A 23615-nucleotide genomic window follows, 5' to 3' on the forward strand; every position below is an offset into this window, starting at 1 on the left:
GGCTGCGTCCGGCGCCCATGCCTCGGCATGGCCGTGCTGGATGAAGAGCTCGCTGCATGAAGAGCCCCGCTTCGGCGGGGCTTTTCGTTGGAATCAATGGTAAAACGGGCATCGCCCGGTTGTCGGCCAGCGGCCGGCACTACATCAAGGTGGCGGCGTGCATGCCGCGCCCATCGCAGGCATCGAAACAATGAAACTGGTAGACGAAGCAGAAATCGAAGTGTTCGCCGGCAACGGCGGCAACGGCTGCATTGGCTTCCGTCGCGAGAAGTTCATTCCGCTCGGCGGCCCGGACGGCGGCGACGGCGGTGCGGGCGGCAGCGTGTGGATCCGCGCCGACGAAAACCTGAACACCCTGGTCGACTTTCGCCATGACCGCATCTTCAAGGCGCAGCGCGGCGAGAACGGCATGGGTCGCCAGGCCTATGGCAAGGGCGGCGAAGACATGGTCATCACCGTGCCGGTCGGCACCGTGATCATCAACGTGGCCACCGATGAAATCATCGGCGACCTGACCCAGCATGGCGACCGCCTGCTGGTGGCCAAGGGCGGCCGCGGCGGCCTCGGCAACATGCATTTCAAGAGCTCCACCAACCGCTCGCCGCGCCAGGCGCTGCCGGGTGAGCCGGGTGAAGAGCGCACGCTGAAGCTGGAGCTGAAGCTGCTGGCCGACGTCGGCCTGCTGGGCTTCCCCAATGCCGGCAAGAGCACCCTGATCCGCGCCGTCTCGGCGGCGACGCCGAAGGTGGCCGATTACCCGTTCACCACGCTGTACCCGAACCTGGGTGTGGTGAAGGTGGAAAACTACCGCAGCTTCGTGATCGCCGATATTCCGGGCCTGATCGAAGGTGCTGCCGACGGTGCCGGCCTGGGCGCGCAGTTCCTGCGCCACCTGCAGCGCACCCGCCTGCTGCTGCATCTCGTCGACATTTCGCCGATGGAAGGTGGTGTGGAGGGTGTGTCGCCGGTCGAGCAGGTGCGTGCCATCGAGCGCGAACTGGAAAAGCACGATCCGGAGCTGCTGGCCAAGCCGCGCTGGCTGGTGCTGAACAAGGCCGACCTGATGTTCGAGGACGAGGCCAAGGCCGCTGCCGAGAAGATCGTCGCCGAGCTGGGCTGGAAGGAGCCGTGGTTCCTGGTGTCCGCACTGGGTCGCGAAGGCACCTTCCCGATCATGAGCCGGATCATGGCGTTCTTCGATCGCCAGAAGGAAGACGAGCTCGAGGCGGCACGCAACGCGCAGTAATGCCGTTGTGGTTCCCGCGAAAAACCCGGCTTCGGCCGGGTTTTTTGTTGGCGGCCGAATGGGGTCAGATCCCTTTTCCTGTGGAAAAGGGATCTGACCCCGGGCATCGATAGTGCCGGGCGCCGGATTGCAGGCAACAAAAAACCCGGCCGAAGCCGGGCTTTTGCGTGCTGCCGGAGCCGGGGCTCCAGCAACCAACCAGATCAGGCGGCCTGGAGGGCCTTGATGCGGTCGTTCAGGCGGCTCTTGTGGCGAGCAGCCTTGTTCTTGTGGATCAGGCCACGCGCGCTGAAGCGATCCAGGATCGGCTGGGCAACGGCGAAGGCGGCTTGGGCGCCGGCGGCATCGTTGGCGTCCAGCGCCTTGATCACTTTCTTGACAGCGGTGCGCAGCATCGAGCGCTGAGCCACGTTGCGCGCGTTGCGCACGACGGTCTGCTTGGCGCGCTTCTTGGCGGACTTGATATTGGCCACGGTGGTGGTTTCCTGAAAAATCGGTGTTATGGGAACAGCAAGCTAGCTAGTATGATGGCGTAAGAAATGTACGTCAAGTCGATTGTCAAGAGGGACGTTGAGTGAGTTCACCCAAGATGTTGCGGGGCCTGCTGTCGTTCAGCAGCATGACCATGGTCTCGCGGGTTCTCGGCCTGGTCCGGGACCAGGTGGTGACCTCGACCTTCGGCACCAACGCCATCACCGATGCTTTCTGGGTCGCCTTCAGGATACCCAATTTCCTGCGCCGGCTGTTCGCCGAGGGCTCCTTTGCCACCGCATTCGTGCCGGTGTTCACCGAAGTGAAGGAAACCCGCAGCCACGCCGAGCTGCGTGAACTGATGGCCCGCACCGCCGGCACCCTGGGCGGCGTGCTGATGCTGGTCACCGCGCTGGCGCTGATCTTCGCGCCGCAGCTGGCGTCGGTCTTCTCCAGTGGGGTGGACACCGACCCGGCCAAGCAGGGCCTGCTGATCGACCTGTTCCGCCTGACCTTCCCGTTCCTGCTGTTCGTCTCGCTGACCGCCCTGGCCGGCGGTGCGTTGAACAGTTTCCAGCGCTTCGCGATGCCGGCGCTGACGCCGGTCATCCTCAACCTGTGCATGATCGCCGGCGCGCTGTGGCTGGCGCCGCGGCTGGGTGGCACACCGGAAAAGCAGATCCTCGCCCTCGGCTGGGCGGTGCTGGCCGCCGGCCTGCTGCAGCTGCTGTTCCAGCTGCCTTCGTTGAAGGGCATCGACCTGCTGACCCTGCCGCGCTGGGGCTGGAACCATCCGGGCGTGCGCAAGGTGATGACGCTGATGGTGCCGACCCTGTTCGGCTCGTCGGTGGCGCAGATCAACCTGCTGCTGGACACCGTCATCGCCGCCAAGCTGACCGACGGTTCGCAGTCCTGGCTGTCGCTGGCCGATCGCTTCCTGGAACTGCCGCTGGGCGTGTTCGGCGTGGCCCTGGGCACGGTGATCCTGCCGGCGCTGGCCCGGCACCATGTCAGCACCGATCGCGAAGGCTTCTCGCGCTCGCTGGACTGGGGCCTGCGCATGACCCTGCTGATTTCGGTGCCAGCCATGCTGGGCCTGCTGCTGCTGGCCGAGCCGCTGATCTCCACGATCTTCCAGCATGGGCAGTTCACCGCCTTCGACACCCGCATGACGGCGCTGTCGGTGTACGGCCTGAGCTTCGGCCTGCCGGCGTTCGCGCTGCTGAAGGTGGTGCTGCCGGCGTTCTATGCGCGCCAGGACACCAGGACGCCGGTGCGCGCCGGTGTCGCCGCGCTGGTGGCCAACATGGTGTTCAACTTCGCCCTGCTGGCGGTGCTGTACCAGGTGATGGTGCCCGATGAGCTGAAGGCGCAGGGGGTGATGGCGGCCCTTGGCAAGCAACCGGGCCTGCACCTGGCGCTGGGCATCGCCAGCGCGCTGTCCAGTTACCTGAACCTGGGGCTGCTCTGGTACTGGCTGGGCAAGACCGATGTCTACCAGCGGCGCCCGGGCTGGGGCGGCTACCTGCTGCGCCTGCTGCTGGCGTGCACGGCGATGGTCGGCGTGCTGCTGGCCCTGCTGTACTGGCTGCCGGGCTTCTCGTCGATGGGCGTGTGGGAACGGATCGGCGCGCTCGGCCTGCTGGTCGGCGGTGGCGGGCTGACCTACCTGCTGGCGATGGTGGCGATGGGCTTCCGTCCGCGCGACCTGCGTGGGCATTGATCGTGGCTCCCGGCGGCTATACTTCAGGGTTACACCATTGAAACGGCGGGCCTCGGCCGGCCGGAACGAGAGTTGATGAGCAGGCTGTTCAGAAGCGTCGAGGGCGGGGAGCTGTTCCCCAACGGAAGCGTGGTCTGCATCGGTGCATTCGACGGCCTCCACCTGGGCCATCGTGCGCTGGTGCGGCACGCGGTCGCGCGTGCGCGCGCCTTGGGGGTGGCTGCGGTGGCGGTGGCCTTCGAGCCCCTGCCGCGTGAGTTCTTCGCCCAGGGCACGCCGCCGCCGCGGTTGACCCTGGCACGCAGCAAGGTCGAAATCCTGCACGAACTGGGCGTTGATGCGATCGGCCTGCTGCGCTTCGACGCGGCGATGGCGGCGATGCCCGCCGAAACCTTCGTGCGCCAGCTGCTGGCGCAGCGCCTGAACGCCCGCGAGGTGTGGATCGGGCCGGAGTTCTGTTTCGGCAACCGTCGCCGTGGCGATCTGGCCCTGCTGCAGGCGCTGGGCGCCGAGCTCGGTTTCAGCGCCGGCGAGATCGAAGCGGTCGACCTGCATGGCGATCGCATCTCCAGTACCCGTATCCGCCAGCTGCTGCAGGAAGGCGACTTCGCCCGCGTCGGCGACCTGCTGGGTCGTCCCTACTCGATCAGCGGTCGGGTGGTGCGCGGGCGCCAGCTCGGCCGTACGCTGGGCTTCCCCACCGCCAACCTGCGCTTCCCGAAGACCCCGGCACTGTCGGGCATCTACGCGACCTGGGTGCACGGGGTGTTCGACCAGCCGTGGCCGTCGGTGTCCAGTTTCGGTACCCGGCCGACCGTGGACGGCGTGGAGCCGCTGCTGGAAGCGCACCTGTTCGATTTCCAGGGCGACCTGTACGGGCGCCACATCGAAGTCGAATTCGTTGCCAAGCTGCGTGACGAAGAGAAATTCAACGATCTGGCGGCGCTGACCGACCAGATGCACCGCGACGCCGAACAGGCGCGTGCCATCCTTTCCGAACACAGATTGCGAGCCACTGCGTGAGCCAGGACTACAAGACCACCCTCAACCTGCCGGCCACCGAATTCCCGATGCGCGGCGACCTGCCCAAGCGCGAGCCGGGCATTCTGGCGCGCTGGGAAGAGCAGGGGCTCTACCAGCAGCTGCGCGACAACGCCGCCGGCCGCCCGCTGTTCGTGCTGCATGACGGCCCGCCGTACGCCAATGCGCGCATCCACCTGGGCCATGCGGTCAACAAGATCCTCAAGGACATCATCGTCAAGTCGCGCTACCTGGCCGGCTTCGATGCGCCCTATGTGCCGGGCTGGGACTGCCATGGCCTGCCGATCGAAATCGCGGTGGAAAAAAAGTGGGGCAAAGTCGGGGTGAAGCTCGATGCGGTCGCGTTCCGGCAGAAGTGCCGCGAGTTCGCCGAGGAGCAGATCGACATCCAGCGCGCCGACTTCAAGCGCCTGGGCGTCACCGGCGACTGGGACAACCCGTACAAGACCCTGAGCTTCGATTTCGAGGCCAACGAGATCCGCGCGCTGTCCAAGATCGTCGCCAACGGCCACCTGCTGCGCGGCGCCAAGCCGGTGTACTGGTGCTTCGACTGCGGCTCGGCGCTGGCCGAAGCCGAGATCGAATACCAGGAAAAGACCTCGCCGGCGATCGACGTGGCCTACGCCGCGCGCGATGCGCAGGCCGTGGCGCAGGCGTTCGGCGTCAGCCTGCCGGCCGACGTCGAAGTGGCCGTGCCGATCTGGACCACCACCCCGTGGACGCTGCCGGCCTCGCTGGCGGTGTCGCTGGGTGCGGACATCCGCTACGTGCTGGCCGAAGGCCCCGCGCACAACGGCAAGCGCCGTTGGCTGGTGCTGGCCGCTGCACTGGCCGAGCGCTCGCTGCAGCGCTATGGCGTGGACGCGGTGGTGCTGCACGGTGAGGCCGAAGGTTCAGCGCTGGAAAACCAGCTGCTGATCCATCCGTTCTACCCGGAGCGCGAGATCCTCGTGCTCAACGGCGAACACGTATCCGACGAGGACGGTACCGGTGCGGTGCACACCGCCCCCGGCCACGGCCAGGAAGACTACGTGGTCAGCCAGAAGTACGGCCTGCTGGACAAGTACAACGCCGGTCAGATCACTCCGATCGACGGCCGTGGCGTCTACCTGGAATCGACCCCGCCGGCTGGCGAGGTGGTGCTGGCGGGCCAGCACCTGTGGAAGGCGCAGGAGGCGATCGTGCAGGTGCTGCGCGACAGCGGCGCACTGCTGGCCTTCGTCGAGATCCGCCACAGCTACCCGCACTGCTGGCGGCACAAGACGCCGGTGGTGTTCCGCGCCACCCCGCAGTGGTTCATTTCGATGGACAAGGCCAACCTGCGCAACGATGCGCTGGCCGCCATCGACACCGTCGGCTGGTTCCCGACGTGGGGCAAGGCGCGCATCCAGAGCATGGTCGACGGCCGCCCGGACTGGACCATCTCGCGCCAGCGCACCTGGGGCGTGCCGATCGCACTGTTCACCCACCGCCAGACCGGCGAGATCCACCCGCGTTCGGTGGAGCTGATGCAGCAGGTGGCCGACCGCGTTGAAGCCGAAGGCATCGACGTGTGGTATTCGCTGGATGCCGCCGAACTGCTGGGCGCTGAAGCGGCCGACTACGAGAAGGTCACCGACATCCTCGATGTCTGGTTCGACTCGGGCGTGACCCATGAGGCCGTGCTGGCTGCACGTGGCTTCGGCAAGCCGGCCGACCTGTACCTGGAAGGCTCGGACCAGCATCGCGGCTGGTTCCAGTCCTCGCTGCTGACCGGCGTGGCCATCGACAAGCGCGCGCCGTACAAGCAGTGCCTCACCCACGGTTTCACCGTGGACGAGCACGGCCGCAAGATGTCCAAGTCGCTGGGCAACGGCATCGAGCCGCAGGAAATCATGAACAAGCTGGGCGCGGACATCCTGCGCCTGTGGATCGCCTCGGCCGACTACAGCAACGAGATGTCGCTGTCGCAGGAAATCCTCAAGCGCACCGCCGACGCCTACCGTCGCCTGCGCAACACCGCCCGCTTCCTGCTGGGCAACCTCGACGGTTTCGATCCGGCCCAGCACCTGCGCCCGCTCAACGAGTTGGTCGCGCTGGACCGCTGGATCGTGTATCGCGCCTGGGAACTGCAGGAGAAGATCAAGGCGGCGTATGACAACTACGACATGGCCGAGATCGTGCAGCTGCTGCTGAACTTCTGCAGCGTGGACCTGGGCTCGCTGTATCTGGACGTGACCAAGGACCGCCTGTACACGATGCCGACCGATTCGGATGGTCGTCGTTCGGCGCAGAGTGCGATGTACCACATCGCCGAAGCGTTCACCCGCTGGGTGGCGCCGATCCTGACCTTCACCGCCGATGAGCTGTGGGGCTACCTGCCGGGCGACCGTGCTGGCCATGTACTGTTCACCACCTGGTACGAGGGCCTGGCACCGCTGCCGGCCGATGCACAGCTCAACGCCGCCGACTTCGACCAGCTGCTGGCCGTGCGCGAACAGGTGGCCAAGGTGCTGGAGCCGATGCGCGCCAATGGTGCGATCGGCGCCGCGCTGGAAGCGGAGATCACCATCGCCGCCAGTGAAGAGCAGGCAGCACGCTGGCAGCCGCTGGCCGATGAACTGCGTTTCCTGTTCATCAGCGGCGACGTGCAGGTGCGCCCGGCGACCACCGACGAGGTGTTCGTCAGCGCCCAGCCGACGCAGAAGTCCAAGTGCGTGCGCTGCTGGCACCACCGTGCCGACGTCGGCAGCAGTGCCGACCACCCGGAACTGTGCGGCCGCTGCGTGACCAACATCGCCGGTGCCGGCGAAGTGCGGAGCTGGTTCTGATGGCCGCCGCGCGTCCTCATCCCAACGCCCTGATCTGGCTGCTGCTGTCGGCAGTCATCATCGGCCTGGACCAGTGGTCGAAGGCCTGGGTGCTGTCGAGCCTGCCGGAGTTCCGGCCCGTGGTGGTCATCGACGGCTTCTGGAACTGGTACCGCACCTACAACACCGGTGCAGCGTTCAGCTTCCTGAGCGATGCCGGTGGCTGGCAGAAGCATTTCTTCACCGTGCTGGCGATCGCCATCAGCGGGCTGATGGCCTGGTGGCTGCGCGCCACCGCCCGTGGCAACTGGAAGGCCGCCGTGCCTTACGCGCTGATCATCGGCGGTGCGATCGGCAACGTGATCGACCGCCAGGTGCATGGCCACGTGGTGGATTTCATCCAGTGGTACGTCGGCGAGCATGTCTGGCCGTCGTTCAACATCGCCGATTCGGCCATCGTGGTGGGTGCCGTAGGCATCGCCCTGTTCGGCCTGTTCGACGGCAAGTCCGCCAAAAAGGCGGATAATGCCAACCCGAAACCGTAAGCCGGCCGCTGCCGGGAGACTGAACTGATGGATGTGCTGCTCGCCAACCCGCGTGGTTTCTGTGCCGGTGTCGATCGTGCGATCGAGATCGTCAAGCGCGCGATCGAAACGCTGGGCGCGCCCATCTATGTCCGCCATGAAGTGGTGCACAACCGCTTCGTGGTCGATGACCTGAAGCAGCGCGGCGCGATCTTCGTCGAAGAACTCGACGAAGTACCGGACAACAACACCGTCATCTTCAGCGCCCATGGTGTTTCCCAGGCCGTGCGCCAGGAAGCCGAGCGCCGTGGCCTGAAGGTGTTCGATGCGACATGTCCGCTGGTGACCAAGGTCCACTTCGAAGTCGCCCGCCACTGCCGTGCCGGCCGTGACGTGGTGCTGATCGGCCATGCCGGTCACCCGGAAGTGGAAGGCACCATGGGCCAGTGGAACCGCGAAGCGGGCACCGGCCAGATCTACCTGGTCGAGGACGTGGAGCAGGTGGCCACGTTGCACATCAACCAGCCGGAAAACTTCGCCTACACCACCCAGACCACGCTGTCGGTGGATGACACGCGCGGCATCATCGATGCGCTGCGCGAGCGCTTTCCGGCGATGCAGGGGCCGAAGAACGACGACATCTGCTACGCCACGCAGAACCGCCAGGACGCCGTGCGCGACCTGGCCAAGCGCTGTGACCTGGTGCTGGTGGTCGGTTCGCCGAACAGCTCCAATTCCAACCGCCTGAGCGAGCTGGCCCGCCGTGAAGGCGTGGAGAGCTACCTGATCGACGGTGCGCACGAGATCGACCCGGCCTGGGTGCTCGGCAAGGAGCATATCGGCGTGACCGCTGGTGCCTCGGCACCGCAGGTGCTGGTCGATGGCGTGCTGGCGCGTCTGGCCGAGCTGGGCGCGTCGGGTGTGGGCGAGCTGGATGGCGAGCCGGAATCGATGGTGTTCGCGCTGCCGAAGGAACTGCGCCTGCGCCTGGTGGACTGACCGACAGCGCTGCTGGTGGGTGCGAACCTTGGTTCGCACTGTCGGCGGTACGTCATCCACGCATGGCGTGGATCTATCCGGTACTGCTCTGCTTTCCAGCAGATCCACGCCATGCGTGGATGCTGTCAGTCTTCGCCAACGCTCCAATGAGGCTTTGCCGCATCTGGTCGATGCGCCACTGACCATGACCTTCGGCCATGGGGCTCGGCACCTCACAGGCCTAGCATCGGGGAATTCTCCGCTGCTGGAAGTTGCCGATGAAAACCCGTGCCCTGGTGATGTCCGTGCTGTTCGCGCTGGCGGCCACGCCCGCGCTGGCGCAGACCCCGCCACCGGGTGATGCCGCCGCCCCGGGCCTGCTGCGCATCGATGTCGACGCACGCGACCTGGCCCGGCGCATCTTCAAGGTGACCGCCACCGTGCCGGCCAAGCCCGGCCCGCTGACCCTGCTGTACCCGCAGTGGATTCCCGGCAACCATTCGCCCACCGGCCCGATCGACAAGCTGGCCGGCCTGCGGGTGACCGCCAACGGCAAGCCGCTGGCCTGGCAGCGCGACCAGTTCAACGTGTACGCGTTCAAGGTGGACGTGCCGCCGGGCGTGAGCGAGATCGTCGCCCACTTCGATTTCCTGTCTTCGCAGGGCGGCAGCCAGGGCAGGGTGGTGATGACCCCGGAAATGCTCAACCTGCAGTGGAACGCCAATTCGCTGTACCCGGCCGACGTGGACGCGCGCAACCTGCAGGCGCAGGCCAGCGTGACCCTGCCCAAGGGCTGGGCCTACGCGACTGCACTGGAAACCGCCCGCCGTGATGGTGACACCGTGGTGTTCAAGCCGATTTCCTATGACCACCTGGTCGATTCGCCGCTGTTTGCCGGTGAGCATCACCAGCGCATCGACCTCGACCCGGGCGCGAAGACGCCGGTGCATCTGAACGTGTTCGCCGACGATGCCAAATCGCTGAAGCCGACCGACGCGCAGCTGAAGGCGCACCGTGCGCTGGTGCAGCAGGCCGACAAGCTGTACGGCGCGCGCCACTACGATCACTACGAATTCCTGCTTGCCCTGACCGATCGCCTCGGCGGCATCGGCTTGGAACATCACCGCTCCAGCGAGAACAGCGCCGACCCGGGCTACTTCACCGAGTGGGACAGCAATGCGTGGATGCGCGACCTGCTGCCGCACGAGTACACCCACTCGTGGAACGGCAAGTACCGTCGCGGTGCCGACCTGGCCACGGCCAATTTCAATACACCGATGGGCGACAGCCTGTTGTGGGTGTACGAGGGCCAGACCCAGTTCTGGGGCCAGGTGCTGGCCGCGCGTTCGGGGCTGTGGTCCAGCGAGCAGGCGCGCGACATGCTGGCCAACGTGGCGGCCACCTATGATCGGGGCCGCCCGGGCCTGGCCTGGCGACCGCTGCAGGACACCACCAACGACCCGACCATTGCCCAGCGTCGCACCCTGCCGTACCGCAACTACCAGATGAGCGAGGACTACTACTCCGGCGGCCAGATGCTGTGGCTGGAGGTGGAGGGCAAGCTGCGGGGGCTGACCGGCAACCGCCGCAGCCTGGATGATTTCGCGCGCGCGTTCTTCGGCGTCGGCAACGGCGATTGGGACGTCAATCCGTACACCTTCGATGACGTGGTGGCGACCCTCAACGACATCGCGCCGTACGACTGGGCGAGCTTCCTGCGCCAGCGCTTGGACGGACACGGTTCGTTGACCGGCGGCCTGGAACTGGCGGGTTGGAAGCTGGTCTACCGCGATGCGCCGAACGAGGCCTACAAGGCACAGGAAAAGCGCGCGAAGGCGGCGCTGCTGGCCTATTCGCTCGGCGCGACGGTGCTCGACAGTGGCGTGGTCGGTGACGTGGTCTGGGACAGCCCGGCGTTCAATGCCGGCCTGGCACCGGGCATGAAGGTGATCGCCGTTGGTGGCCGCGAGTACAGCAGCCAGCGCCTGAAGGATGCGGTGGCAGCAGCGGCCACTGACAAGGCGCCGATCACGCTGCTGGTCAAACAGTTCGACCGCATCGATACGATGAAGATCGACTACCACGGCGGCTTGCAGTATCCGGTGCTGGAGCGCATCACCGGCCGCCCGGATCGCCTTGCAGAGCTGTGGAAGGCGCGATGAGCCTGCGCACACGCGATGGTCTGATCCTGGTGGTGGCCGTGCTGGCCATCATCGGCGCCTACCTGGACGGCGACGGGCGTTGGCTGCACTGGTTGGCCAAGCCGGCGACCACGCTGCTGATCGCCGCCATCGCCTGGCAGGTCCGGCCGGCGGCCGATGCGTTCTACAGGCGTGCGGTGCTGGCCGGCATGCTGTTGTCCTGTGCAGGTGATATCGCGCTGATGCTGCCGATCGACGCGTTCGTGCCAGGCCTGGTGGCCTTCCTGCTGGCGCACCTGTGCTACATCGCCGCGTTCCGTGCCGGCCTGCGCGCGGGCCGCGGATTGCTCGCAGCCTTCGTGCTGCTGGCCGCATTCGCTTCGGTCAACGTGGCCGGACTGTGGCCGCATCTGCCGCAGCCGATGCGCCTTCCGGTGCTGGCCTATGTCGTGGTGCTGGCGGCGATGGCGATGCTGGCAGTGGCCCGTTACTGGAAGCGGCCGCACGCCGATACGCTGGAAGCGGGCAGCGCGCGCTGGGCGGCCGGTGGCGCACTGCTGTTCGTGGCCAGTGATTCATTGCTGGCGTGGGATCGCTTCGGCGGCGGCCTGCCGATGGCCAGCCTGCTGGTGCTGTCCACCTACTACGCTGCGCAGTACGCCATCGCCCGCTCGGTGAGATAGCCTTTTTCTACTGCAGGTTGCCCTTGGCGTCGTAGCGCAGGCGCACGGTCTGGCGGTCGCCGGCTACTTCATCCGGCAACCACACCAGCTTGCCGCCCTTGCGGATGACCACATACACATGGCCGACGTCGGCGGGCGTACGCATCAGGGCATTGCGCTGTTGCTGCAGGGCCTGCGTCACCCGCGGCACGGCATCGAAATCGATGTTGGCCAATGCGGTGCTGCTGCGGCGCAGGGTGATGGTCGGCGCGAACTGTTGCGGGTTCACCGCATCGCCCTTGCGCCACTGCCCGCGTTGGTAGTGGTAAGCATCCACATGGCCCGGCTGCTGTGGATCGACCAGTTCGATGTCGATGCGGCCGTCGTCATGGAAGTGGATGCTGTGGAAGACGACCAGGCGTTCGCCAGCCAGTCCGGGCATCGCCTCCAGCGCCTGCCGTGCCACCTGCAGGCGCTCGGCGTCGAGCAGCAGGTTCGGCCGCGTGCGCCCGGGCAGCTGCATCGGTTCGGGCGCCGCCCGTGGCGTTGCGATGGCCGTCGTGCGCAATGGTTGTTCCCATGGGGGTTGCTGCATTGCATCCGCAGGCATGGTCGATGCGGCGCCACGCAGGGTCGCGTTGACGGTCTGCAATGCGCCGCCCGCCGTGGCGGCACCGGCCAGGGCCAGCACCACCCCGGCGAACACCAGCGGCGTGGACACGGGCCGCTTCACGCGTGCTCCATGCGCACGCTGCGGCGATCATCCGGGTCGTAGAGGATGTCGACCTGCCCGCGTGGAATGTTGGCCAGTTCGAGCAGCGCAACGAAGCGGCGCACGCTGGCCTGCTGCACGTTGCCCTCGCGGTCGAGATATTCCAGCTTGAACTCGACCTGCGGTTGTTCGTTGACGTAGGTGCCGGTCTGGCGCACGTCGAGCACCTGCGCTTCGGCGCCGATACCACGGTACTTGAGCGCTTCGCCGCGCGCGTCGATCTGCAGTGTGCCGGCCAGCAGGCGCGCCAGCAGACGCAGGCCGATCAGGTAGCCGCACAGCACCAGCGGGCAGACCAGCAGCGGATGGCCGAAGCCCAGGAACGTCCAGCCCAGTCCATCGCTCTGCAGGCGATAGGCCATGACGTACGCGGCAGCGACCACGACAATGCCGATCAGGCCGCCGATGCCGCGGCGCCACAGGCTGCCGCGGTCCAGTTCCGGTTGCGATCCTGCCAGCATCAGGTTGGGCGCGGGGCCGGGTGTGGGGCTGAGCAGCACCTCCAGCTGGCTGCCCACGGTGAAGCGCTGCAGCTGTGGCTTGCTGTCGACCACGACCAGCGTTTCGGTGATCGAGGTGCCGGACAGATTGTCGAACGCCAGTTGCAGCCGCCACTGCGCGAAGCCGCGCACCTGCACGCCGGTCTGTTCGGCCTGCTCGATGCGTGCGCTGCGTGGCGTGCCGTCGGCCAGGATGGCGCGCACGCGCTGCAGCGCACGGGGTGGCGCCAGCAGCAGGTAATGCAGGAAGGCGTACAGCAGCACCAGCCACAGCGTCAGCGACGTCGCCAGCAGGCCCAGTGCCAGCCAGGGTGCGCTGCGGTCGCCCACGTCCAGCGGCCAACTGGTGCCGAAGTAGATCAGGCAGGGAAAGGGCAGCGCGAAGAACAACATGAGCGCGCCCAGGAACCAGAGGTAGGCTTTCATGACTCGCCTTCGACGCCGTGGAACAGGCGGCGTAGGGTACTACGCTCAGCGGAATTGCAGGGTCAGCAGGAAGTAGCGCCCCAGTGGATCGTCCAGCCCGGGCATCTGCCCGCCGCTGCCGACAAGGTAGTTCACCGGCCGCGTATCGAGCAGGTTGTGCACGTCCAGAGCGGCAATCACGCGCGGGCTCAGCCGCCGCGCCAGATGCAGGTTCCAGCGCAGCTGCGCCGGGTTCATGCAACGGCCCTGGTCATGCTGCTCCTGCGCGCACGCTTCACCGGCCAGCCATGCGCGGGTGCGGCCGACGCGGTTGCCTCGCAGGGCGATGTCCCAAGACGGGTTCTGCCACTGCACGTTGAGGATGCCCGCGTTCGCCGGCGTGGCATGCCCGCGCAGGTCCACCGATTCGCCATGGCCGCGATCACGACGCAGCTCCTGCTGCTTCAACGCATCCAGCGAGAATAGCCACTGCCCGTTGCGGCCGGTATCCACCCGGTACTCGCCGCGCAATACCCAGTTGCGCGAGGTGGTGCGGCCGATGTTGTCGAATGACAGGCGAAGATCACGCAGGCGACCCTGCTCATCCAGCTCCCAAGTGCCGGGATTCCAAAGTGCATCACTGGGTTGCAGGGCGAGGATCTCGTTGCGCAGTTCGACGATGTTGTGGGTCAGTGACAGCGAGAACGCATCGTTGGGTGTCCAGCTGGCGGCCAGCGAGTGGCTGCGCGAGGTCTCGGCTTTCAGCCCATCGTTCTCCACCACCTCCACTTCCACCGCGCAGCCACCATCGCGCAGCGGGCGCGCGCATGGCGGCAGGGAACCCGAGGCGGGCAGGCCATACAGACCGAAGTAGCCCGGTGGCCGCCGGCGCTCGAAGATGCTGGGAGCGCGGTAGCCGCGGCCACTGGCCAGCAGGAACGACCAGTGCGGGCTGGGGCTCCAGCGCAGGCCAGCACGCGGCGAAAACGCAGTGTCACCGCCATCGCGGTCCAGTCGCGCGGCCACGTCCAGGCGCAGTGTCGGCGCCAACGGCAGGCCCACTTCGGCGTAAGCGGCGTTGCTCTGCCGCGACAGCCGGCGTTGCTCCATCGGCAGTCCCAGCGCCAGCTCGCCCTTGCCCAGCAGCGGATCGGGCAGCGAGGTCCAGCGCTCGCGGCGCAGATCGATACCGGTGGCCAGTTGTGCTGCACCGCCGGGAAGTGTCATCAGGGTGCGCTGCATGCCCCACCAGCCCTGCCACTGCTCGGTACGTCCGCGGTTGTGGATGGCCGGGAACAGCTCCTCTGCCAGCCCAGCCGGCAGGGTGGAAAATCCGGGCAGGAAGTCCAGCGTGCGTGCTGCTTCCAGCAGGCGTTCGCTGCGCACGGTGCCTTCGGTGCGCAGGTCCACCTGGCTGCGCTGCGCGCTGAGGCCAGCATCCCAACTGCGGCCGGCGCGCTCACGGCCCATGCCGAAACTGATGTCGCCTTCGGTGGCATGCACACGCGGGCGCACTTCGCCGCCTTCCTGCAGGACCACGTTGAGGATCGCGCCACGGCTGAAATTGAGGGCGACGGCGGTCGGGCCCAGCTCGAAACGCTGGCGGTTGTGGCTGGCGCGTGCTTCCACGTAGGCGTAGCGTCCGTCACCGCGCTCGTGGCGATAACGCAGGTAGCCGGACAGCGTTTCCGACGCCGGTTGCAGCGAGCGCGGGCGTGCGTTGTCGAACCAGCAGCCGTCGTCTTCGCTCTGCAATGGCGGATGGCACTGCGTGGCCGGGTAGTAGTCGCCGTTGGGCATGATCAGCCCGATCGGGTACAGCGAGGTTTCCGCATGCCAGTCGCGCTGGTCACCGGCCACATGCTGCAGGCGATGCAGATCAATGCCGGCGAACCAGCGGTCGCCGCCTTCGCGCACGCCGCCCGTGGCCGCCTGCAGCCGGTACTGATCGCCATCGCCACGGCTGCTGGCACCCGATTGCAGCGTGGCTTCCGGTCCCTCGGCCTGGTCACGCAGAATGATGTTGACCACGCCGGACATCGCATCGGCGCCGTAGATGGCCGAAGCACCGCCACGCACCAGCTCGATGCGCTCGACGAAGCTGAGCGGAATGCCTCCCAGATCGGTCAGCCCGCCTTCTTCCAGCGACACCATCGGATAACGCGGCAGGCGCCGGCCGTTGACCAGGAACAGGGTTGCGCGCGGGCCCATGCCGTCCAGGCTGGTGGTGGCGGCCGCGCCGACCGGCAGGTACAGCGAGTCGCCGCTGCGCGAGGTGCTCAATGGCGGATGGCCGTTCATGCCGGGCAGGTGGCGCAACAGGTCGAACAACGTGCCGTAGCCGCTGCGCAGGATGTCCTCGCGATCGATCACCGTTACCGGCAGCGTGGTCTGCACGGAGGTGCGCGGCAAGCGGCTGCCGGTGACATGGATCGGCGCCAGTTCCACCTGCACCGGCTTGGCTGGCGCGGGCGGCGTTGGCCGCCGTACCGGCTGCGCGACCACTGCGGGTGGGGCGGCGTGCCGGCGGACCACAAATCCGCCGCTGGGGGTCTGCAGGATGTTCACCGGCATGCCGGCGACCAGTTGCTTCAGCGCGGCGGCCGGCGCCAGCGAGCCGGCGACGCCGCCGGTGCGCAGGCCGGTCAGTTCACGTGCGTCGAACACCAGGGCAATACCACTCTGGCGTGCCCATTGCTGCAGGGCCGGCGGCAGGGCGCCGGGAGCGATACGGTAGTCGACCTGTCTGACGGCTTCTGCTGACGCCGCCGTTGCCGCCACACCGGGCACCAGCACAACGCACAACAGGGCCTGCAGCAGACCCCAGCGCAGCACGTCCCACCGAAGCACGTCCCAACGAAGCACAGCAGGCGCCGGCATCGGCCGCCGCCTCAGTAGGTGCGGCGCAGTTCCAGCGCGCCATCCGAGCGCGGCTGGCCAGCAATGGACCACCCCAGCTCCAGGGCGGAAAGCAGTTCATGCGCGTCGCCTGCACGGAAGGTGCCGCTGACTGCGAGGTCGGCGATATCCGGGTCGGCGACTACCAGTGGCGTGCTGCCATAGCGGTTCATGCGCTCGACCACAGTGGCCAGGGGCGTGCCGTCGAACACCAGCTTGCCCTGCGGCCAAGCCTCGGCGGCGGCAGTCGAGGACAGCTGCGGGCCGGGTTGGATCTTGCCGGAGGCCAGGACCTGCAGCTGCTGCCCCGGCGAGAGCGTGTGCTGCGCACTGCCACTGGTGACTTCCACCACGCCTTCCAGCAGCGCGACCTCGACCCGGCCGTCAGCCAGGCGTTCAACCTGGAAGGTGGTGCCGATATCGCGGATCGAGCTGCCGCCGGCCTGCACCCGCAGCGAGCGCGATGACGGTTCGACCTGCAGCTGGATGCGACCGTGTTCCAGCGCCAGTTCACGCTTGCGCCAGCCGAAGCGTGCGGTCAGCGTGGTGCCGGCGTCGAGCGTGGCGATGCTGCCATCGGCCAGGGTGCGCTGCTGCGGCAGCAGGCTGGTGTTGGCGTAGGTCAGCGGTGTGGGGTTGCCATCGGTGTACAGCATCCAGCCCAGGCCAACGGCCAGACACACGCCTGCAGCGGCGGCGACACCGGGCAGCCAACGCCGCTGCGGTCGGCGTGCCGCACGCGCGGCGGCGGTGCGCAGCCACAGGTCGCTGGCCAGGCCGGCGCTGCGCTGGTGCAGCTTCTCGGCCTGCACCCACGCGCTGACATGTGCCGGATCCTCGGCCAACCAGTCCTCGAAGGACTGCCGTTCTTCGGCGCTGCAGTCGGGGGCGTCCAGCCGGGCTACCCAGGCGCTTGCGTGTTCAAAAAGCAACGTGTCATCCCTGTTGTCGTTGCGGATCATTCGGCATCTCCATCATTGTGGAGAGGATCGGGGCCCAGCTCCTTGCGCAGGCCCTGCAATGCACGGGCAATATGTTTTTCCACGGTCTTGGCGGTGATGCCGCAATGCCGGGCGATCTGTGTATAGCTCATCCCGGTGATGCGGTTGAGCAGATACACCTCGCGGGCACGTTCGGGCAGCTTGAACAGTGCCTGGCGCAGCAGGGCGAGCATCTGCCCGGATTCTGCCTGACGCAGCGGATCAGGAGAAGCACTGGCGGCTTCTTCGTTGCCGTCGCGTTCGGTCAGCGACAGGTGGTTGCGCGATTGTGGCGAGCGCCCGCGGTCTGCCAGGCGGTTGCGGGCGATGCGGTACAGCAGCAGCCGCAGCTCCTCGGTGCCGTGCGCGCGGTAGCGGATCAAGCGCTCCATGCAGTCCTGGGCGATGTCCTCGGCATCCTCGGGGCCGACACCGCGGGCGCGCAGGAAGGCGCACAGCGGCGCGCGTTCCTCGCGCACGAATGCGATGAAGGCATCCGGAACCCCGGGCAGATCCGGCGCAGGACGGAGCAAAGGGGAGGGCGCGGACAGGGGAGGGCCTCGGACGACGATGACGGACGCGTCACCGAGTTTTACGCGACGGTGACCGGATGGGGAAGCCCACGTTTCTCCCGCATTTCCATTGTGAATGCATTCATGTTTTTTCTGGCCGTCGACTGGGGGCGTCGAGCCCGCTGCTGCGTTCTGCTTTCGACCCGCGTGGTGCGGGCGGAGAGAGAGAACGCAATGAAGCATTCGAAGTTGAGCATCGCCCTGGCAGGCCTGGTGGGTATCGCGACCCTGGGTCAGATGGATGACGTCATGGCAATGAATTATCACGTGCAGGGCGATCGCGTCGTGCTGAGTGGCGGTGTCACCGTCGCCGACGTCGTCGCGCTGCCGGCGCTGCTGGCCAAAGCGCAGGCCGAGGGCCGCCCGATCCGCGAAGTCGTGCTGCGCACCTCCAATGGTGGCGCGCTGATCGCGGGTGAGTGGCTGCAGGGCGTGATCCGCACCAACGGCCTGAACACCATCGTGTCCGGCCACTGCATCTCGTCCTGCTCGATCATGCAGTCCGGTGGCGTCGAACGTTACCTGGCCGGCGACCTGCCGCTGGTCGACTCGGTGCAGATCCACGCTGCCAGCAGCGGTGGCAAGGTGATCTACACGCCTTCGCCACGGATGACCGAGATCTACACCGGCAACTACGGCGGCGGCATGGATGCCGGCCTGCTGCACAAGGCCATGTACGAGGTGGTGCAGCCCAACGGCCTGCTGGTGTTCCGCGACCCGGCCCGGACCACCGGCGCTTCGGTCAGCTTCGATCCCGATGGCAGCGGCCGCAGGCTGGAGACCTTCCCCGGCCAGGACATCTACAGCAACAACATCATCACCGCCGCCGGTTACCGCGATCCGGGTGACACCCTGACGATCACCGGCAATGTCAGCGGCGACATCAACCCAGGCTACCTGCGCACTGCGCGCCAGCTGCAGGCGTTCGTCGATGACGACTTCGCGCGCTGGAACGATACCGACTTCGCCACCACGTACATCAACTATGCGGTGAACATCTACAACCGCTCCAGCGCCGGCCCGAACGGCATCGGCCCGGCTTCGGTGCAGGATTACCTCAACAATCCGGGTACACAGCAGCTTCTTCTGGGCCAGCTGCGCCTGGATGAACTGGACGCCTCCACGCTGGGCAATTCGGCTGGCGTGATCCGCGTCGCCAAGGGCGGCACCTGGCGCACCGCCGAAACCACCGGCGCCGATTTCATGCTGGTGGAGAACGGCACCATCGCCCTGGAAGGCGGCGCGTTGCGCACGCCGGAGCTGCGCGTGCTGGCGGCCGGCATGGTGGTCGGTCACGGCGACATCGCCTCGGTTGCCACCGACTCGAGCGCACTGCTCGATGCCACCGGCCCGTCGTACCGCGAGGATGGCTTCAACCGCCTGCGCGTGTACGGCACCCTGATGCCGCGTGGTGGTGACCTGGTCACCCATGGCTACGTCAACATCATGCCGGGCGGCAAGGTGCTGTTCGACGTCACCGAGGCAGGCGGCGCCAACAGTGGCCGTCTGCGCGTGGGCGACTTCTACGACAGCGGCGCCAACGAGGGTGCGCTGGTCATCTCGCCGGGCGCCCACCTTGAACTGAACGTGGCGCAGGGCTTCTACGCCGGCAACTACCAGCGCGAGCTGGTGAGCGGCCCGATCTACCAGGGCGGTTTCACCGATGCGGTGCGCCTGGGCGACACCGGCTATACGGCCAGCATCACCAACGGCCAGGTGTTCCGGCCACGCCACAATTCGCTGCTGAGCTTCAACATCAACCAGACCGCCGAGGGCCTGTCGCTGACCGCCAACCCCGGCTTCGACCAGCTCGCGCAGCTCACCGGCAACAATGGTAACGATGGACTCGGTCGCGCGCTGGCCACTGCCGGCCAGCGCCAGGATGCCGGGCTGAAGCCGCTGCTGGGGGCGCTGCAGTTCGCTGACCGCGATGTGATCGCCCAGCAGGCCGGTGCACTGCGCGGTGATGGCCATGCCAGCCTGCGCCTGGCCGACAACGCGCTGGTCGGCAGCATCGGCAGCGTGGTGCAGCAGCACCAGGCCGCACGGCGCAGCGGCAGCGGTGATGCCGGTGGCTTGGCCGCACAGGCCGCGCAGGCGGCGTCGGCACAGCCGGGCATGGCCAATGGCAGCCTGTTCAACCAGTTGGCGATGCATCTGGTGGAGCCGGCGGGGACGGGCGGTGGCAGCACCAACTTCGGCGGCGAAGCGCCGCGCAGCCATGGCCTCTGGGGCCGCGGTTTCGGCAGCCATGGCCGCATCGACGGCGAGGGCGGCGTGGCCGGCCTGAGCCATACCGTCGGCGGCATCGTGCTCGGTGCCGATACGCAGCTGGCCGATGACCGGGTGACGCTGGGTGTCAGCGTTGCCGCCGCAGACATGTCGACCAAGGGCCGCGATGGTTCCGGTTTCAGCGGCGACGTGCGCGCGCTGGATGTGGGCGGCTACCTGGACGCCACCTACTCGCGTGGCTACCTGTCGGCCTCGGTGCGCTATACCGATCTGCGCCACGACACCCGCCGCAGCATCGATGGCATCGACGGCCTGCAGGGTCCGTTGCGTGCCAAGTACAACAACGATGCGATCTCGGCACGGCTGGAGCACGGCTTCTCGTTCACCACCGCCAAGGGCGTAGTGATCCAGCCGCTGCTGCCGGTGGTCGATTACGCGCGCATCTCGGCCACCCGTTTCAATGAAGGGCAGGGGGCCGGCGCACTGGTGGGGCGTGGTGACAGCCTGGAAAGCATCCGCGTCGGTGCGGGTCTGCAGGTGTTCAAGACCTTCGAAGGCAACAATGGCGAGCGCATCACCCCGCGCGCGCGCTTGGTCTGGCAGAAGGAACTGGGCGACAGCCAGGCCCGTTACAGCACCGGCTTCGCCGCCGCGCCGGACCTGGTGTTCGGTGCCAGCAGCCAGGCCGTGGGCGAGCAGGTGCTGGCCTGGAACCTGGGCGTGACCAGCCGCGCCACCGATCGCCTGTCGGTGATGGTCGACTACGTGGGCGAGCGCCGCGACGGCCAGCTGCAGAACGGCGTGATGCTGGGCCTGGGCTACACGTTCTAAGGCAGTACCGGCACCGGCGGCCGTCGCGCCGCCGGTGCCATCCCCATCGGTGTGCGGGTGCGCTATGGTCGTGGCGGATTTCCGCGCAGGCCTTGCCATGCAGATCGCCGTTTTCAGTGCCCGTCCCTACGACCGCCGCTTTCTCGAGGAAGCCAACCAGCGCGAGGGGGCAGGGCAGGATTTCCAGTTCGTGTATTTCGACGCGGCGCTGGACGTGCACACCGCCGCGCTGGCACAGGACTGCGCCGCCGTTTGCGTGTTCGTCAACGACAGGCTCGATGCACCGGTGCTGCAGACCCTGCATGCACTGGGCGTACGCGCGGTGCTGCTGCGCTGTGCCGGCTTCAACAATGTGGACCTGGCCAGCGCGAATGCGCTCGGCCTGTTCGTCGCCCGCGTGCCCGCCTACTCGCCGGAAGCGGTGGCCGAGCACGCACTGGCGCTGGTGATGACCCTCAACCGGCACACCCATCGTGCCTACAACCGTGTGCGTGAGGGCAACTTCATGCTGGATGGCCTGCTCGGCCGCACCCTGCATGGCAAGACCGTGGGCATCGTCGGTACTGGCAAGATCGGGTTGGCCACCGCGCGCATCTTCCGCGGCATGGGCTGCACCGTGCTGGGACACGATCCGTATCCCTCGCCGGCGTTCGCCGGGATCGGCGCGATGGTTGAACTGGACGAGCTGCTCTCGCGCTCGGACATCGTCTCGCTGCATTGCCCGTTGACCCCGGATACCCAGCACCTGATCGACGACGCCTCGCTGGCGCGGATGAGGCCCGGCGCGATGCTGGTCAACACCTCGCGTGGCGGCCTGGTCGATACCCACGCAGTGATCCGCGCGCTGAAGTCGCGCCGGCTGGGCCACCTGGCCATCGACGTCTACGAGCAGGAAAGCGCGCTGTTCTTCCAGGACCTGTCCAGCGAGATCATCGACGATGAGGCCTTCCAGCGCCTGATGACCTTCCCCAACGTGCTGGTGACCGGCCACCAGGGCTTCTTCACCGTGGAGGCGCTGCAGGAGATCTCGGCGATCACGCTGGGCAACCTGGCCGATTTCGCGGCGGGGCGGGAGTGCGGCAACCGGGTGGCGGCGGGTTGAGAGCCCGGGCGGGTGGGCGTTTGACGGCAATCGTCACGACCGGATTGACCGCAGGGGCAGGGCGACCGTAAAATTGCCTGCTTCGCCGGAATAGCTCAGTTGGTAGAGCGGCGCATTCGTAATGCGTAGGTCGTAGGTTCGATTCCTATTTCCGGCACCAGTTTCAGCAAAAGCCCCGGCCTTGGCCGGGGCTTTTTGTTTGGGGCGGCACGGTTCTCCGTCGGCCCTCGCCCCCTGGCCCTTCAGCTCTGCCTATAATCGGCCGCGCAGATCACCTGCACCGGTTCACCCGCACGGAGGCTTCCCATCATGTCCATTGCTGCAATCCCCGATGTTTCGCTGGTCGACAACAGTGAGCAGCGCACGCCGCTGATCCTGGTGCTGGACTGTTCCGGCAGCATGAGCGGTGGCCCCATCGAGCAGTTGAACGCGGGCCTGAAGCTGCTGGAGCAGGAGCTGAAAGCCGATGTGATCGCGGCCAAGCGTGTGCGCGTGCTGCTGGTCGAGTATGGCGGCATGGACAACGCGGCCATCAGCGGTGACTGGTGCGATGCGATGGATTTCACCGCGCCCACGTTGTCGGCCAATGGCACCACGCCGACTGGCGCGGCCGTGGAAGTGGCGCTGCAGGAGATTGAAGACGAGAAGGCGCGCTTCCGCCAGGCCGGCGTCGCCTACACCCGGCCGTGGCTGTTCCTGATGTCCGATGGCCAGCCCACCGACGCCTGGGAAGCGGTGGCCGAGCAGTGCCGCGAGGCCGAGCAGCAGAACAAGGTGGCGGTGTTCCCGATCGCCGTCGGTAATGCCGACTTGAGCGTCCTGGGTCAGTTCAGCCGCAATGGCGAGCGCGGCGTGAAGCGCCTGCAGGGCCTGCAGTTCAAGGAACTGTTCCTGTGGCTGAGCGCCAGCATGCGGGTGGTCTCCAATTCGACGCCCGGTGGCCAGGTGCAATTGCCGGCCACCGACAGCTGGTCACAAGTGCCGGTCTGACCATGGCCTGGCGCGTGATGGCCGCATCGGCCACGGGACGGTCCCATCTGGACCGCGGGCAGCCCTGCCAGGACGCCTATGCGTCGGTGCAGGTGGGGCAGACATTGGTCGCGGTGGTCTGCGATGGCGCAGGCTCTGCATCGCATAGCGATGTGGGCGCCCGGCATGTATCCAGCAGCGTGGCGGCGTCGGTTACCGGGTCCGCGCAGCTCGGCGCCGATCCACTGGCACTGCCGGTGGACGCGCTGCGCAGCATCATCGAAACCGCTGTCGACGATGCGCGCGGGCAGCTGGCGATGCTTGCGCTGGGCCAGGGCCTGAAGCTCTCCGACCATGCCTGCACGCTGGTAGGGGCGGTCGCCACACGCGATGGAGGGTGGTTCTTCCATGTGGGCGATGGCGTGGCCGCCTGTGCGTTCAGCAATGAATCGCCCGATGCGGTGTCGCTGCCTGCCAATGGCGAGTACGCCAACGAAACCTGGTTCGTGACCGGTGGCAACTGGCGCGATCAGCTGCGGTTGACCCGCTTCGAAGGGGCCATCGATGCGCTGGTGCTGATGTCCGACGGCGTGCAGCCGTTTGCGATGTCGCGCGCGGGCGACAGCTTGTTCCAACCGTTCATCGCACCGGTGATCCGTTATCTGGCCGGCGTGGACGAGACCCACGGCAGCCAGGCGTTGCATGCGACGCTGGCCGACCCGCGCACCGATCAGATCACCGGCGACGACAAGACGTTGCTGGTCGCGCTGCCGGCCTGA

At 67.1% G+C, this 23615-nt stretch carries 19 protein-coding genes and 1 tRNA gene; 14 read left to right on the forward strand and 6 right to left on the reverse strand.

The genetic code is table 11. From position 1 onward, the window contains the following. Window positions 1-56: 56 nt before the first annotated feature. Both AC07UW_RS03180 and obgE read left to right on the forward strand, forming a co-directional pair. Window positions 57-194, forward strand: coding sequence for a hypothetical protein (locus AC07UW_RS03180; protein WP_157804331.1), 138 nt, complete (start codon window positions 57-59; stop codon window positions 192-194). Beyond that, on the forward strand, window positions 191-1246 hold the full coding sequence (obgE, locus tag AC07UW_RS03185; RefSeq protein ID WP_025873852.1) for a GTPase ObgE: 1056 nt from the start codon (window positions 191-193) through the stop codon (window positions 1244-1246). Before AC07UW_RS03180 ends, obgE begins: the two co-directional genes overlap by 4 nt. Window positions 1247-1449: 203 nt before the next feature. On the opposite strand, the gene rpsT is transcribed toward obgE, so the two are convergent. Further along, complete coding sequence (rpsT, locus tag AC07UW_RS03190; RefSeq protein WP_025873851.1) at window positions 1450-1719, reverse strand: 30S ribosomal protein S20; 270 nt, start codon at window positions 1717-1719, stop codon at window positions 1450-1452. Between the two features lie 116 nt (window positions 1720-1835). Here rpsT and murJ point away from each other — a divergent pair, with 116 nt between their 5' ends. The 7 genes from murJ (at window position 1836) to AC07UW_RS03225 (ending at window position 11596) form a co-directional block, all read left to right on the forward strand. After that, entirely contained in the window at window positions 1836-3440 is a 1605-nt protein-coding gene (gene murJ, locus AC07UW_RS03195; RefSeq protein ID WP_032951562.1) for a murein biosynthesis integral membrane protein MurJ, read from the forward strand. Window positions 3441-3515: 75 nt separating this feature from the next. After that, entirely contained in the window at window positions 3516-4463 is a 948-nt protein-coding gene (locus AC07UW_RS03200) for a bifunctional riboflavin kinase/FAD synthetase (RefSeq protein ID WP_025873849.1), read from the forward strand. After that, on the forward strand, window positions 4460-7291 hold the full coding sequence (ileS, locus tag AC07UW_RS03205) for an isoleucine--tRNA ligase (RefSeq protein ID WP_495211419.1): 2832 nt from the start codon (window positions 4460-4462) through the stop codon (window positions 7289-7291). The genes AC07UW_RS03200 and ileS overlap by 4 nt, the downstream gene beginning before the upstream one ends. Beyond that, window positions 7291-7815, forward strand: coding sequence for a signal peptidase II (gene lspA / locus AC07UW_RS03210; protein WP_495211420.1), 525 nt, complete (start codon window positions 7291-7293; stop codon window positions 7813-7815). Before ileS ends, lspA begins: the two co-directional genes overlap by 1 nt. A gap of 27 nt (window positions 7816-7842) precedes the next feature. Beyond that, a complete protein-coding gene (ispH, locus tag AC07UW_RS03215; protein ID WP_312107668.1) occupies window positions 7843-8793 on the forward strand; it encodes a 4-hydroxy-3-methylbut-2-enyl diphosphate reductase in 951 nt (316 codons plus the stop codon). Window positions 8794-9050: 257 nt separating this feature from the next. Then, entirely contained in the window at window positions 9051-10934 is a 1884-nt protein-coding gene (locus AC07UW_RS03220) for a M61 family metallopeptidase (RefSeq protein ID WP_495211421.1), read from the forward strand. Then, entirely contained in the window at window positions 10931-11596 is a 666-nt protein-coding gene (locus AC07UW_RS03225) for a lysoplasmalogenase (protein WP_223494517.1), read from the forward strand. Before AC07UW_RS03220 ends, AC07UW_RS03225 begins: the two co-directional genes overlap by 4 nt. A gap of 7 nt (window positions 11597-11603) precedes the next feature. On the opposite strand, the gene AC07UW_RS03230 is transcribed toward AC07UW_RS03225, so the two are convergent. Genes AC07UW_RS03230 through AC07UW_RS03250 form a run of 5 tightly spaced genes read right to left on the reverse strand, consistent with a single transcriptional unit; the run spans window position 11604 to window position 17609 of the window. Beyond that, a complete protein-coding gene (locus tag AC07UW_RS03230) occupies window positions 11604-12308 on the reverse strand; it encodes a hypothetical protein (RefSeq protein WP_495211422.1) in 705 nt (234 codons plus the stop codon). Next, complete coding sequence (locus tag AC07UW_RS03235; protein WP_495211423.1) at window positions 12305-13273, reverse strand: hypothetical protein; 969 nt, start codon at window positions 13271-13273, stop codon at window positions 12305-12307. Before AC07UW_RS03235 ends, AC07UW_RS03230 begins: the two co-directional genes overlap by 4 nt. 45 nt (window positions 13274-13318) lie before the next feature. After that, window positions 13319-16132 (reverse strand): TonB-dependent receptor domain-containing protein, encoded by a 2814-nt coding sequence (locus tag AC07UW_RS03240; RefSeq protein ID WP_495211424.1) that lies wholly within the window; start codon window positions 16130-16132, stop codon window positions 13319-13321. Between the two features lie 11 nt (window positions 16133-16143). Continuing rightward, window positions 16144-17112: a FecR family protein gene (locus tag AC07UW_RS03245; protein WP_495211425.1), complete on the reverse strand. Its 969-nt coding sequence runs from the start codon at window positions 17110-17112 to the stop codon at window positions 16144-16146. Beyond that, complete coding sequence (locus AC07UW_RS03250; RefSeq protein ID WP_080149532.1) at window positions 17109-17609, reverse strand: RNA polymerase sigma factor; 501 nt, start codon at window positions 17607-17609, stop codon at window positions 17109-17111. Before AC07UW_RS03250 ends, AC07UW_RS03245 begins: the two co-directional genes overlap by 4 nt. Window positions 17610-17876: 267 nt before the next feature. Between AC07UW_RS03250 and AC07UW_RS03255 the strand changes: the two genes are divergently transcribed. From AC07UW_RS03255 to AC07UW_RS03275, 5 genes are all read left to right on the forward strand, one after another. Next, the gene (locus AC07UW_RS03255; protein WP_495211426.1) at window positions 17877-20765 is read left to right on the forward strand and encodes an autotransporter domain-containing protein; all 2889 of its coding nucleotides are present in this window, start codon (window positions 17877-17879) and stop codon (window positions 20763-20765) included. Window positions 20766-20862: 97 nt separating this feature from the next. Continuing rightward, the gene (locus AC07UW_RS03260; protein ID WP_495211427.1) at window positions 20863-21867 is read left to right on the forward strand and encodes a 2-hydroxyacid dehydrogenase; all 1005 of its coding nucleotides are present in this window, start codon (window positions 20863-20865) and stop codon (window positions 21865-21867) included. An 84-nt stretch (window positions 21868-21951) separates the two neighbouring features. After that, window positions 21952-22027: transfer RNA gene (locus AC07UW_RS03265), tRNA-Thr, on the forward strand. Window positions 22028-22176: 149 nt separating this feature from the next. Next, window positions 22177-22857 (forward strand): vWA domain-containing protein, encoded by a 681-nt coding sequence (locus AC07UW_RS03270; RefSeq protein ID WP_495211428.1) that lies wholly within the window; start codon window positions 22177-22179, stop codon window positions 22855-22857. A 2-nt stretch (window positions 22858-22859) separates the two neighbouring features. Next, window positions 22860-23615 carry a PP2C family serine/threonine-protein phosphatase gene (locus AC07UW_RS03275; RefSeq protein ID WP_495211429.1) on the forward strand — a complete coding sequence of 252 codons (756 nt, stop codon included), beginning with the start codon at window positions 22860-22862 and terminating at the stop codon, window positions 23613-23615.

This window comes from Stenotrophomonas sp. GW821-FHT02D01, from assembly GCF_059421765.1.

Coding starts and splice junctions, on each gene's coding strand:
- AC07UW_RS03180 (WP_157804331.1), top strand. CDS start 57: ATGAAGAGCCCCGCTTCGGCGGGGCTTTTCGTTGGAATCAATGGTAAA.
- obgE (WP_025873852.1), top strand. CDS start 191: ATGAAACTGGTAGACGAAGCAGAAATCGAAGTGTTCGCCGGCAACGGC.
- murJ (WP_032951562.1), top strand. CDS start 1,836: ATGTTGCGGGGCCTGCTGTCGTTCAGCAGCATGACCATGGTCTCGCGG.
- AC07UW_RS03200 (WP_025873849.1), top strand. CDS start 3,516: ATGAGCAGGCTGTTCAGAAGCGTCGAGGGCGGGGAGCTGTTCCCCAAC.
- lspA (WP_495211420.1), top strand. CDS start 7,291: ATGGCCGCCGCGCGTCCTCATCCCAACGCCCTGATCTGGCTGCTGCTG.
- ispH (WP_312107668.1), top strand. CDS start 7,843: ATGGATGTGCTGCTCGCCAACCCGCGTGGTTTCTGTGCCGGTGTCGAT.
- AC07UW_RS03220 (WP_495211421.1), top strand. CDS start 9,051: ATGAAAACCCGTGCCCTGGTGATGTCCGTGCTGTTCGCGCTGGCGGCC.
- AC07UW_RS03225 (WP_223494517.1), top strand. CDS start 10,931: ATGAGCCTGCGCACACGCGATGGTCTGATCCTGGTGGTGGCCGTGCTG.
- AC07UW_RS03235 (WP_495211423.1), bottom strand. CDS start 13,273: ATGAAAGCCTACCTCTGGTTCCTGGGCGCGCTCATGTTGTTCTTCGCG.
- AC07UW_RS03240 (WP_495211424.1), bottom strand. CDS start 16,132: ATGCCGGCGCCTGCTGTGCTTCGTTGGGACGTGCTTCGGTGGGACGTG.
- AC07UW_RS03245 (WP_495211425.1), bottom strand. CDS start 17,112: ATGATCCGCAACGACAACAGGGATGACACGTTGCTTTTTGAACACGCA.
- AC07UW_RS03255 (WP_495211426.1), top strand. CDS start 17,877: ATGAAGCATTCGAAGTTGAGCATCGCCCTGGCAGGCCTGGTGGGTATC.
- AC07UW_RS03260 (WP_495211427.1), top strand. CDS start 20,863: ATGCAGATCGCCGTTTTCAGTGCCCGTCCCTACGACCGCCGCTTTCTC.
- AC07UW_RS03270 (WP_495211428.1), top strand. CDS start 22,177: ATGTCCATTGCTGCAATCCCCGATGTTTCGCTGGTCGACAACAGTGAG.
- AC07UW_RS03275 (WP_495211429.1), top strand. CDS start 22,860: ATGGCCTGGCGCGTGATGGCCGCATCGGCCACGGGACGGTCCCATCTG.